This is a genomic window from Nemorincola caseinilytica (assembly GCF_039540515.1).
GTDB lineage: Bacteria > Bacteroidota > Bacteroidia > Chitinophagales > Chitinophagaceae > Nemorincola > Nemorincola caseinilytica.
Window position 1 is genome coordinate 191,298 of the sequence record NZ_BAABFA010000019.1, and the last position, 12,590, is coordinate 203,887.

At 51.9% G+C, this 12,590-nt stretch carries 12 protein-coding genes; 6 read left to right on the forward strand and 6 right to left on the reverse strand.

The window, feature by feature from the left end:
* Positions 1 to 39: 39 nt before the first annotated feature.
* From ABD843_RS13650 to ABD843_RS13670, 5 genes are all read right to left on the reverse strand, one after another.
* Positions 40 to 690, reverse strand: coding sequence for a DUF1579 domain-containing protein (locus ABD843_RS13650; protein WP_345084114.1), 651 nt, complete (start codon positions 688 to 690; stop codon positions 40 to 42).
* Between the two features lie 95 nt (positions 691 to 785).
* Positions 786 to 1,256: a hypothetical protein gene (locus tag ABD843_RS13655; protein WP_345084117.1), complete on the reverse strand. Its 471-nt coding sequence runs from the start codon at positions 1,254 to 1,256 to the stop codon at positions 786 to 788.
* A gap of 48 nt (positions 1,257 to 1,304) precedes the next feature.
* Positions 1,305 to 1,982: a hypothetical protein gene (locus tag ABD843_RS13660; RefSeq protein ID WP_345084120.1), complete on the reverse strand. Its 678-nt coding sequence runs from the start codon at positions 1,980 to 1,982 to the stop codon at positions 1,305 to 1,307.
* A gap of 128 nt (positions 1,983 to 2,110) precedes the next feature.
* Entirely contained in the window at positions 2,111 to 2,317 is a 207-nt protein-coding gene (locus tag ABD843_RS13665; protein ID WP_345084123.1) for a hypothetical protein, read from the reverse strand.
* 241 nt (positions 2,318 to 2,558) lie between these two features.
* The gene (locus tag ABD843_RS13670) at positions 2,559 to 2,807 is read right to left on the reverse strand and encodes a 2TM domain-containing protein (protein WP_345084126.1); all 249 of its coding nucleotides are present in this window, start codon (positions 2,805 to 2,807) and stop codon (positions 2,559 to 2,561) included.
* Positions 2,808 to 2,997: 190 nt separating this feature from the next.
* Between ABD843_RS13670 and ABD843_RS13675 the strand changes: the two genes are divergently transcribed.
* The 6 genes from ABD843_RS13675 to ABD843_RS13700 all read left to right on the forward strand — a co-directional run bounded on the left by ABD843_RS13675 (position 2,998) and on the right by ABD843_RS13700 (position 11,072).
* Complete coding sequence (locus ABD843_RS13675) at positions 2,998 to 4,125, forward strand: DUF6600 domain-containing protein (protein ID WP_345084129.1); 1,128 nt, start codon at positions 2,998 to 3,000, stop codon at positions 4,123 to 4,125.
* Positions 4,126 to 4,196: 71 nt separating this feature from the next.
* Entirely contained in the window at positions 4,197 to 5,708 is a 1,512-nt protein-coding gene (locus ABD843_RS13680) for an Ig-like domain-containing domain (protein WP_345084132.1), read from the forward strand.
* Between the two features lie 12 nt (positions 5,709 to 5,720).
* Positions 5,721 to 7,733, forward strand: coding sequence for a S9 family peptidase (locus tag ABD843_RS13685; protein WP_345084135.1), 2,013 nt, complete (start codon positions 5,721 to 5,723; stop codon positions 7,731 to 7,733).
* 210 nt (positions 7,734 to 7,943) lie between these two features.
* Positions 7,944 to 9,110: a fatty acid desaturase family protein gene (locus ABD843_RS13690; protein WP_345084137.1), complete on the forward strand. Its 1,167-nt coding sequence runs from the start codon at positions 7,944 to 7,946 to the stop codon at positions 9,108 to 9,110.
* Positions 9,111 to 9,166: 56 nt separating this feature from the next.
* Complete coding sequence (locus ABD843_RS13695; RefSeq protein WP_345084140.1) at positions 9,167 to 9,784, forward strand: WbqC family protein; 618 nt, start codon at positions 9,167 to 9,169, stop codon at positions 9,782 to 9,784.
* Between the two features lie 70 nt (positions 9,785 to 9,854).
* On the forward strand, positions 9,855 to 11,072 hold the full coding sequence (locus tag ABD843_RS13700; protein WP_345084143.1) for a C1 family peptidase: 1,218 nt from the start codon (positions 9,855 to 9,857) through the stop codon (positions 11,070 to 11,072).
* Between the two features lie 133 nt (positions 11,073 to 11,205).
* Here ABD843_RS13700 and ABD843_RS13705 read toward each other — a convergent pair whose 3' ends face one another.
* A complete protein-coding gene (locus tag ABD843_RS13705; RefSeq protein ID WP_345084146.1) occupies positions 11,206 to 12,564 on the reverse strand; it encodes a YHYH protein in 1,359 nt (452 codons plus the stop codon).
* Between the last annotated feature and the right edge of the window lie 26 nt (positions 12,565 to 12,590).

Below are 12,590 nucleotides of genomic sequence, written 5' to 3' on the forward strand. Positions count from 1 at the left end.
CGGCCACAGGGCCGGCTTTCGTTATCGTAAGATATCCGTTTACTTCTTTGTATACTTTATCTCCATGTTCTTGAACTCCTTGCCACCCTGTGGCGTGCTGTACATTTCCATGGTCATGTGCTTCGCATCGGTATGTGTCACTACTTCTCTCATAGCGCATTCTGTGTTGTTCGATGGGTCTACACCTTTCCCTTTCATTTCCAGTTTTTTTGTAGCAGCATCGTAGGTGCCTTCCATTGCCATCATACCTGTGCCCATGTTGTCTACCCATGTGCTCATGAATACTTTCTTCGAGTTGTCGTAGCCCGATAAGCTCATCCCCTCGAACGGCATACCGCCCATATCGCCCTTGAACATGCACTGCTGATAGCGTCCGCCCATTATCATTTTGTACTGGGCCTCGCCCTTGCTGGTCTGTGCGGGTGCACCCTCTGCCATCCACGATGTTATTTCGGCCGTCCAGTTGCCCTCTTCTTCTGCCATCATCTTGTGCATATCTCCCGGCGTGGCATAGGCCATCCAGTTCTGCATAGCAGTAGCAGAGTCTACAGGTGCAGGTGCTGCTGGCGCCTCAGCTACAGTGGCCGGCGCTTCGGCGGTGGCAGGTGCTTCTTTCTCAGGAGCATTGCCGCAAGATGCCATCATCAGTGATGCAGCGGCCAATGAAAGGTAGATAGATGTCTTTTTCATGATAATTGATCTTTTGCTAAAAGTAATAAAATTATATGAAAAAAGAAATATCCGTACCCGGGCATTATTTTCCCGTTAAGGCATGGATATGACCATCAGGGCAGGGAATACTGCACCGTCCAGCCTATCTTTTCCATGTCCTGGTAATTCAGCTTGTAGAGCTTAGAGTATATATTGTGTGTCTTTACAGTGTCCCAAGACATGGTATCTACGGCCGCAGAATCTATAAAAAAGATGAACATACCCTTCAGCGGATCGCCGGGGTCGAAGTAGTCGCCTATGCAGCGGTACGGCTCATATATGAGCTCTCTTTTTTCGGTATAGCTAGGCAGGGCAAAATAAGTGGAATCGCCATGCTGCTGCCTGCCCACATTTCGCGGGTTCTCCCCGAATAATTTCGACATCTCCTTCCAGTCAAAGCTGTCGGACACCTGGGCAAAACGGCAATACACCGCTCTCTCTGTTCGGTTCACCACCGTTATGGCGGCCACATTGCATTTATCGCGGCGCCTGCAGGCCGCTATAGCCAGCAGTATACAACCTATGAGCAATATCCTGTGTACCATTGTTGTTTTGCGGTGGTAAATATACCGAAAGATGCGGGCGCACTCTGCTTATTTCACTTTTATCCTCAGTTCGGGCAGGATGCGGGTGGCACACTCGGGGCATATGGCCTTGATATCGGTAAAAATTATCTCTGAATTGTCGGGCGCCTCGCTTATGGCTTTCACTACGGCATTGGTAAGGAAGAAGGTCTTCACATTGTAATTGACAGGACCTTTGGCCGTAGAATCTTTAAAGGTGTAAGAGCTTACCGTGTACGGATAGCTGTACAACGAATTGGGGAATACCACCCGCAGCTTCGTTTGCCGTACTATGGTGCTCTTGGCCGCCTCTTTCACATCGTTCATGGTGCCTATGCGCGCCACGGGGCGGGGTATGCTGTCCGACTCGAAGTAAAGGGTCTTTATCACCTTCGATGTGCGGGCGTTCAGTATGGCCAGGCGCATGTGCTTTTCCTTGCCCAGGTAGGGCATGGCCAGTACCGTCATAGTATCGCCCACTATCTCGGGGTCGCCTATGCGCAGGGTCTTGTCCAGGCTTTTCAGCTTGTATTCGGTGGGCTTCATGCGTTTGTTATATACCTGTATGGCATTGTTTCCCGAGCGAAAGAGCAGCAGCGTATCTCTGCGCGCGCACCATTTGTTCCATACATAGAAGCTGTCGGTCTGCGCATGGGCGGCAGCGCATAGCATCAGCAACAGTGGGAGGAGGAAAGGTATACGTCTCATTCCGGCGAATATAGCAAAATAACATCGAGGGCATCCGTTAATATTCACATACACCTCTGAACAACAAGGCCCTCCGGCGCAGGGTATACCTGTACCGGAGGGCCGTAGAATATCTGTATGAGCGCTGCTTAGAAGCCTTTTGTGGCCACGCCGTCCTTTATGGCCTGCAGGGCTTTTGCCTCATTCATTATAGCTGCCATCTTGTTGCCCTTGCCATCGTGGCCTGCGGCCATATAGCCACCTTTTGCAGTGCGTGTGATAACGGCATCCTGCATAGGCACGTTCTTTTCTTTTGTCTTCAGGCAATATGCTTTGATCATTTTTGAAGTATCCATGTTATGTTGTTTTTAGTGTGTGAATAATAAATGTATGCATTGGCCTTCAAAGCAACATTTAAACATATTGCTGTGACAGCTTAACAAATATATAAAAATAGATCTGGAATAAACATGTGGCTGCAAAAAATTAAGAACGCGCTCCACATACATGCCATGCAGCAAGCTACGCTACATGGTATAAAAAGATACCTGCATGGCCATTGGCCATCCTTTAAAAAGTAAGAATAAGTAAGGGAGATTATTTTTTACCCTGCTGCTGGCGGTATACGTCGTAGCCGTGATCTTCTATGCTGGCATACACTATACACCAGTGACCCAGCAGGCACAGCGCCCATGCAGCTATGGTCCATGCGTGCCATGGATAGGCCCAGCCTTTAACGCCCTTATCATAGAACATACATGACAGAATGGTAACAATGACGAACACGACAGTATGGATCATGAACATCGACTTTTGTGATCCTGTAGGTTTTATTTTTTTAGGCATTAGTTACTGTTTTTTGGTATTGAGTGCCACAAAGATATACGGCCGGTACGATAAATTCAAAAAAAACGGCAGGTCGCCGCGCATTTTTTTACCCACATATCCGGCCGTTGCCTGTCTTGCTATATTAGCTGTATATTTACACTCCCCATCTCTGGCACTTATGCATTCACACACCTTTTCTATCCGCCATATGCTGGTCTCGGCCTGCATGGCGCCCTTGCTGTTTTGCCTTTCGCTGCTATTGCCCGCACAGAGGTGTGCCGCGCAGTACGACCTTGACTATATATCATATGCCGACTTTTACCAGACCCTGGCCCCCTATGGGCAATGGATAGACGATCCGCAGTATGGCTATGTATGGTCGCCCGGAGAGGATATCAACTTCCGCCCATATTATACCAATGGCCACTGGGTGATGACCGAGTATGGCAATACATGGGCATCGGACTATCCCTGGGGCTGGGCCTGTTTTCACTATGGCCGCTGGACGTATGACGAATACTATGGCTGGCTGTGGCTGCCCGGCGGGCAGTGGGGACCTGCATGGGTGAGCTGGCGCTATGGCGAGGGCTACTACGGCTGGGCGCCACTGGGTCCGCAGAACGGCCAGCCCGTTACCAGCTACAAATGCCCCAGCGACTGGTGGGTGTTCATACCCGCGCGCTACCTGTACTCCGGCAGCTATTACCGTTTCTGGTATGGCCCGCGGGATAACAAGAAGCTGGTGAAGGCATCTTCCCTCATCACCAATACATCAGAGAAAGGTAATTATACCTATATAACCGGCCCCGGAGCCGCACAGGTGAAACAGGCCACCGGCACCCCGGTGCAGATGTACAGGATACGCAACTCGAAGAACCATAATACCAGGATAAGCGGCGATGAGGTGCGCATGTTCCGTCCGGACGAGATACCCAAGGCCCCCAAAGTGGGCGAGGCCATATCTACCCCACCCAATGTGATCACCGCACCACGCCCCGTGCAGCCGCCGCGCCCGGTAACTGCCAATTCGGGCGCTGTGCCCCCCTTCAGGGAGGCTGTGATAACCCGCAACAATGCCAGCCAGGCCACACCCGGCACCAATGTGAACCGCACTGCCGAGCCGCAACCCGCCGGCAGGCCCGACAATAACCCTTATGAATGGGATGTGACACGATCGGTAAAGCAGGAGTACACCCCGCCTCCCCGCCAGCCGAAGCCCCAGCAGCCTGCGCCACAAAAGCCGGCCGCACGCCCACCCGCGAAACGCCCCCAGCAACCACGGCCGGGACAGGCGCCCAGGAAGGTGATAATAGAGCAGCAGTCGGCGGGCAAGTAAAATATCACCCTAAATGAATAACTACCGGGCAGGTGGCATGTGCCTGACATACTGTATTTTTGACCCCTGAAATGGTCGACCGCATCCTCTGTTCCTTACTGGCCGTAGTACTGCTTACCACAATGGGGTGCGCCAATATATCTACCCCATCGGGCGGAAAAAGGGATAAGACCCCGCCCAAACTGCTTGCCGTGACACCCAAAGACTCCCTGCTGAACACAAGGATATGGGAGATGCGCCTGCAGTTCGATGAATATGTGACCGTGAGCGATGTGCAAAAGGAGGTAGAGATATCGCCCATGCTACCTGTACCACCCATAGTGACGGCCACCGGCAAACATGTTAAGTTCAAGATAGAGGACTCTCTGCTGGAGGCGAACACTACCTACCGCATATCATTTGGCAAGGCCATAAAAGATGTGCATGAGGGCAATGCCTTCACTGGCTACACCTACACCTTCAGCACGGGCAACTATTTCGATTCGCTGGAGCTGACGGGATCGGTACAGAATGCCATGACAGGCATGACCGACACTACCGATGTGGTGGTGGTGCTCTACAATGCCGATGAGGACGATAGCGCTGTAGTAAAGAAAAAGCCCCGCTACAAGACCCGGCCCAATGCCAGCGGCACATTCTCCTTTACAGGGCTGCCTGCAAAGCCGTTCCGCATATATGCCATTAAAGATGGCAATACAAATATGATATATGATGGCGGCGGGGAAAAGGTAGCCTTCTGCGACAGCCTGCTCACCCCCACAGACTCATTTGCCCACCCTGTGACACTGCGGCTCTTTGCCGAAAAGGCAGATACGGCCGTGGTTGCGAAAACCGATACCGAGCCATCGAAAAAAGGTGGTGCGCGCGACAGGGAAAAGGCACCGACCAAGGCGACGGTAGATACGACATTCACCTACACCACCAACCTGGACACCAGCAGTAGTATACGCCGCACCTTCGACCTGAACGATACCATAAAGCTGTCGTTCAATAAGATACCTGCCCTGTATGCAGAGCAGCTTTCGCTGACGTATGACAGTGCAGGCCAGCGAAAGAACGTAGCGATACAGGTAGCGCCTGCCGCCACAGAGAAATACATAGTGTATATAATAGGAAAGCTAAAAGAGAACACCCTGTACACACTGCGCATGCAGGAAGGCTTTGCCGCAGACACAACGGGCAGAAGGACGGTGGCGGCACGATATGGGTTCCGCACCTTTAACGATGACGACTATGGCAAGATAAAGCTGAACATACCTGCCAGGTACACACCTGCGCCCGGCCGCCCGGCCCACCTGCTGGCAGTAGTGGCCGACGACAAGGAACTATATGCAAGGAAGATAACCGATAGCGTAATGGCGCTGACCCGCCTGCGCCCGGGCAAGTATACATTCCGTATAATTGTGGACAGGAACGGCAATGGCAAGTGGGATACCGGCGACCTGCTGGCAAAAGAACAGCCCGAGCTGGTGATACCCAGCACGGCATCGGTGCCGCTGAAGGCCGGGTATGACCATACACTAGACTTGGAGACCGACCCCACCAAGGGCAAGGACCCGAAGAACAAGAGAACAGGAAAATAATAGCATCTATATATGAAGAAGACATTCATCACACTTTCTATGCTTTGCGCAGCAATGGCGCAGGCACAGAACCGGCTGATGCCGGAGACGCTGTGGAGCCTGCACCGCGTAGGCGGCAACAGCATGAGCCCCGATGGCAAGTATGTATACTACACCTCGAAGTCAGTAGACTGGAAAACGGAGAAGAGCACCACCCACCACTACAAGCTGAACCTGGCCGATGACAGCCGCCGCGAGGTGACCACCGAAGGCCGTACCATAACACAGCGGTATGACAAGGCATGGTTCGCGTATAACGACAATGTACTGTACGAGAGCAACGACAGCGGCAATACATGGAAAGAGATATTCAACGGGCTGCAGGGCGCAGAGAACGTATGGGTATCACCCAATGGCAAATATGTGGCCTTCTCTAAGGATGTGATGATAAAGGCCGCCAATGGCACCGACATCTACAGCGATCTGCCCAATACCACCGCCAAGGTATATACCGACCTCAATTACCGCCACTGGGACACATGGGAAGATGGCAAGTACTCGCACATCTTCTTTGCCGACCTGAAAGCAGGCACTGTAAAAGACCTGATGGAGGACGAGCCTTATGACAGCCCGCAGAAGCCATTTGGCGGCGGCGAAGACCTGGCATGGGCTCCGGACAGCAAGGGCTTTGTATATGTATGCAAGAAGAAGGTAGGTAAGGACTATGCCATCAGCACGAACACAGATCTGTACTTCTACAGCATCAATACCGGCAAGACCACCAACTGGAGCGAGGGCCGCATGGGCTATGACACGCAGCCCATCTTCAGCCCCGATGGCAAGAGGCTGGCGTGGCTGAGCATGGGCCGCGATGGCTACGAGGCCGACAAGAACGATATACTGGTAATGGATGTGGCCACAAAGAAGATAATGAATGCGACATCGCACTGGGATGGTACGGCAGAGGGCTTCATATGGGACAATGGTGGCGAGAAGCTGTACTTCAATGCGCCCTTCGAGGGAACGGTGCAACTGTTCGATGTGGCAGTACCGCGCACCGACAGGGACAAACCTGCAGTGAACAACATAACCAAGGGCAAATACGACATAAATGGCATAGTGGGCCTGGCCGGCAATGGCGAGGTGATAGTATCGCGCACCGACATGAACCATGCTGCAGAGCTGTATGCAGTGAAGCCCAAATATGGCGACATGCGCCAGATAACGCATGAGAACGACCGTATGTACAACGATATACTCATGAGCAAGACCGAGCTCAAGAGCATACGCACACCCGATGGCGCTACCCTGCGCGCCTGGGTGATATACCCACCCGATTTCGACCCGAATAAGAAATACCCTACTCTGCTGTACTGCCAGGGAGGGCCGCAGTCGCCGCTGTCGCAGTTCTACAGCGTTCGCTGGAACTTCCAGCTTATGGCAGCACAGGGCTACATAGTGGTAGCGCCCAACCGCCGCGGCATGCCGGGCTGGGGCGTACAGTGGAACGAGGCCATCAGCAAGGACTGGGGCGGACTGCCCATGCAAGACTACCTGACCGCTATAGACGAGGTGGCCAAAGCACCCTATGTGGACAAGAACAGGCTGGGTTGCGTAGGCGCCAGCTATGGCGGCTATAGCGTATTCATGCTGGCCGGCATGCACAACAATCGCTTCAAGTCGTTCATAGCGCATGATGGCCTCTTCGACCTCAAGAGCTGGTATGGCACTACGGAAGAACTGTGGTTCGCCAACTGGGATATAGGCGGCGCCTACTGGAAACAGCCTGTGCCATCGAGCTACGAGAAATTCAACCCCAGCAACTTTGTGAACAAATGGAACACTCCCATTATGATAGTGCAGGGCGGACTGGACTACCGTGTGCCCATAGAGCAGGGACTGGAGGCTTTCCAGGCCGCGCAGCTGCATGGTATAAAGAGCAAGCTGCTGTACCTGCCCAACGAGAACCACTGGGTGCTGCACCCGCAGAACGGCATAGCCTGGCAGCGCGAATTTTTCAAATGGCTGGATGAGACACTGAAATAACAAAGGGCATATTTCTCTGCAAAAGCGGTCGCTGAAGTGACCGTTTTTTGTTTTTTTAACATAGCGGCATATGCGTACACAACAGCAAGAAGTTCAATCGTTTTCTTTATTACAAAACAAACAATATATTTTTATTTCATTACCAAATACAATATAGTTATACAACTATAGGTTTTAAGTATTATATTCGCTAAAACTTATTTTTTTATTGTGATAACGACAACGAAGAAGCAACTGGTAAAGTTCGCTCATAAAGGTACCCCTGATTTCTACAGTGATGTAAAGGCAAGAGTGAATGAGTATTTTACTTCAAAAAAAATATCCCACTACTCCAATACCGCTATGTACATAAAGACAGCAGCCATGCTGTCGTTGTACTTCGTACCCTACCTGGTGATAATAAGTGGCCTGGCAACGGTGAGTACATGGGTCTTCTATGCACTGTGGGTACTGATGGGCATAGGTATAGTAGGTATAGGTACCAGTGTGATGCACGACTCGAACCATGGCGCCTACGCCAAAAACAAGTTCACCAATGCATTTCTGGGCGGTATGCTGAACATACTCGGCGGCTATGCCAAGAACTGGCGCATACAGCACAACATACTTCACCACACATACACCAATATAGGCGGACTGGACGAGGACATACAAACAGGTGTGATACTGCGCATGACGCCCGAAAAACCCCTGAAGTGGTACCACCGCTACCAGCACATATATGCATGGGGCCTTTACTGCCTGATGAACATATACTGGGTAACCGCCAAAGACTACATAAAGATAGTTGCGTATAACAAGGCAGGACTGCTTGCAAAAGAAAAGACATCGCTGAATAAAGCCCTGCTGGAGCTTTCGCTGCTGAAGGTGCTTTACATAGCCTACATCATCGTACTCCCCATTATGATCTCGGGCATGCCCTGGTATCATATAGTGGGTGGCCTGGTGGTAATGCATGTTATTGCTGGCTTCTCGCTGGCGTGCATCTTCCAGCCCGCGCATGTGGTAGAGACCTCCGACTTCGCCGCCCCCGATGATGAGCGCAAGATGGAAAGCAACTGGGCAGTACACCAGATAAAGAACACTGCAGACTTTGCCCCCAATAACAAGCTGGTATGCTGGTTCATAGGCGGTCTCAACTTCCAGATAGAACATCACCTCTTTCCGCACATTTGCCATATACACTACCCGCAGATAGCCAAGATAATAGCAGAGGTAGCAAAGGAACATGAACTGCCCTACCAGGTAATGCCCACGTTTCGCAGCGCAGTAATTGCTCATGGCAAAATGCTGAAAAAACTGGGTCATAGCGAACGTCCTGTTATTGAGCCGTTCCACCTGGGTGTGGTAGATATATCTATGCAGAAGGCGATATAGTTAGCGCTGCTCACATGGCTGGTACACCGGTTCGTATTAACTTTGCTGCGCCGTATATGATCATTGTTTCTCCTTACCTTACTTTCCCATCCGTAGGATGGTGGCTGGCGGCCGTGCAGGCCGATAGCATATTGCTGGACGGTGGTGAGCATTTCGTGAAGATGACGGAGCGCAACCGCTACCGCATAGCAGGCGCCAACAACAGCATACTGCTGAGCGTACCACTGCAGAACGGCCGCGACCAGCGCACACGCATGGCCGATATAGCCATAGCCAACGAGGACAACTGGCAGGTGCAGCACTGGCGCACCCTGGTATCGGCCTACAACCGTTCTCCCTACTTCATGCACTACGAACCTTTGCTGGCCCCGCTGTATGAGACCCTTTTCGACAGCCTGCTGCAGTTCAACAAGGCCACAATGCTATGGGTAATGCAGCAACTGCAACTGCACCTGAACCTGGCCCTGAACGAGACCACAACCTACATAAAGGAATACCCCGCAGACCACCGGGACCTGAGGCATATGAAGGCATACCCCTGCGACGCCCCACCCTACCACCAGGTATTTATGGACAGGCTGGGTTTCCTGCCCGGCCTCAGCATACTGGACCTCCTGTTCTGCGAAGGGCCATCGGCAGCGGCATGGCTGCGCAGGCATACCCCAAAGGGGTGAACTTTAGAAACGCCCTTTTCTTTTTATGCATTTAATTCTATTTTTACAAGAGATCAATATATCATAAGAAATGAAGAAGTTCACCATGCTGGCACTGGCCGCATCACCCCTGCTGGCCAATGCGCAGGACGACCTGATAAGAAAGATAGAATCGAACAGGAGCTATACTACCACCAATGTATCTACCGGAGGAAAGAAGAAGGATGATAACAGCAAATACAAATTCCACAAGCTGATAGACCTGGAGCGTACCTGCGTGAAGAACCAGGCCAGTTCAGGTACCTGCTGGAGCTACAGTACCAATTCATTCCTGGAAAGCGAGATGATGCGCATGGGCAAAGAGCCGATAGAGCTGGCGCCCATATACAGCGCCCGCTGCGTATACAGCGATAAAGCCGACAACTATGTACGCATGCACGGCTCGGTAGCATGGGGTGATGGCGGATCGTGCCACGATGTACTGAACATGTATGCCAAATATGGCGCCGTACCGCAGGAGGTATACACCGGTCTGCAATACGGCACTACAAAGAACAAATTCGCAGAGATGCAGGCCATACTGAAATCTATGCTGGACGCAGTGGTATCGAACCCGAACGGCAAGCTCACCCCATCGTGGAAGAAGGCCTATAACGAAGTGCTGGACTCATACCTGGGCGAGGTGCCCTACAAGTTCAAATGGGATAATGGTACTTATACCCCCGAAAGCTTTGCCCGCCTGCGCGTGGGTATACACCCCGAAGACTATGTGGAAATGACCTCTGTGACCACTGCCCCCTACTACAAAAAGACCATGCTGATGGTGCCGGACAACTGGTCGTTCGACAGGGTGTACAATGTGCAGATGGAAGACCTTACCGACATCATAGACAATGCGCTGAACAAGGGCTTCACCGTGGCATGGGCCACTGATGTAAGCGAAAAATACTTCAGCTGGAAGAACGGCGTGGCCTATGTGCCCGAGAAGGAATATGACGACATGAACGATTCTGAGAAGAAATACATGTTCGACGGGCCGAAGTACGAGCGCGTGATAACGCCTACTATGCGCCAGAACGCCTTTGACAGCTACGAGACCACCGATGATCACGGTATGCATATAGTGGGTCTTGCCACCGACCAGAACGGCCGCAAATACTATGTGGTGAAGAACTCGTGGGGCGATAAGAACGACCACAAAGGCTACCTCTATGTGACCAAAACATATGTACGCTACAAGACCACGGCCATACTGCTGCACAAGAACGGTGTACCTGTGACACTGAGGAACAAGATGAACCTCTACTAGCAGTGAACAAATATTTGGAACGACCGGCGGGCAAATGCCCGCCGATCTTATTTTCGGACATAACGTAAATAAAGAAACAGCACCACGTTGCCGCAATGCTGTTCTTATTCACCACCAACAAGATAAGGTATGGCTACCTGATGATAACTTTTGATGAGGTACTGTTCTGGCCGTCGGTCACCGTTACCATATAAGTACCTGCATACAATATCTCTACATTGAAATAACACATTGTACTGCCCTGTGGTATGGTCTGCTGTTGTACTACCCTGCCGGTCATATCTGTAAGTATGGCATGCCTGTCGGCAGTACCGGCCACGCTGCATTGTACCACCAGCAGGTCGCTGACGGGGTTGGGAAATACCGATACGCTCACTACCGGCACATCCATACGCGCTACGGCTGTAGGGGTATATGTGGTCACTGTCTCGGATACGGTGGAACGCACAAAGCTGGACCCCGGCCCCGAAGCTGGCGCAACGCCATAATAGGTCTTTCCTATGAGGTAGGGAAATGCAGGGTTCCTATCGGCATCTATAGTGGCAAAGTAGCAGTAAGTGCCCAGGGGATATTCGGGCGTTTTGCAGAAACGGCCATTGTGCTCGTCCAGGTCGCCAATGCCTGCCACATACTCATAGTCTTCCTCATATGCACCAAGCGATGCCGGCAATGGCGTAGAGCCTACCAGCGGCGATGTGATGATATCTGTAAAAGCAGGGCCTGTTGCCGAGGTACCATCGGGCAGCGTGGTGCGCGATGTGATGCTGCGCAGCCTGTAGCCCGGCGCCATTCGCTTTATGGGGCTGGATGGGTCGTTGGGGTCGGTATAACCATAGGCACCGTATATGGGAAAGCCATCTGACGCAAAGCCTATGAGCGGCCCATGCGCCGCGCTGTTGGGCACATACAGGCCATCGGCAAGGTATACATTGCAGATATTGGACGTAGGCACGGCCGATACATTGTATGCAGAGGGGTTCTGATGCACATGATAATCGGCACTCATGGGGCCGGGATGACCGTGCGCACAGTCGAAACCCAGGTTCTCGAAGTATACCGCGTTCTGGTGCCACTGGCCCATGTTCATATATGTGGCGGCATCGCGCGCGGCATAGGCCACAGTACCATTTATGAAGACCGCTATGGCTCCCATACCCACTGCGGTGGGAGTGGGAGCTGCCACAGGATGGCGCGGTAGTTTTATGACATAATTATTATTGAGCGCCTTTGCCACCGTGCCTATAGCATATGGTCCGGTAACATAGGAGGGCACGCCTGTGGCATTCACATACACATAGTTATCGGAGTAGCGCACCTGCTGCACATTGGCCAGCGTGGCATCTACCTGTGGGGTGGTATTGCCTGTGATGTAGTAGCGTGCAGTGGTACCCGATGTATTGAACAGCCATCCGGTGATGACAGGGTCGGTCTGTGCATGAGCAACGGCCGTACAGAACACCAGTGGCAGGTATATAGCTGCTAATTTTTTCATTGCGTATCGTTTTAGGGAAATGGTCT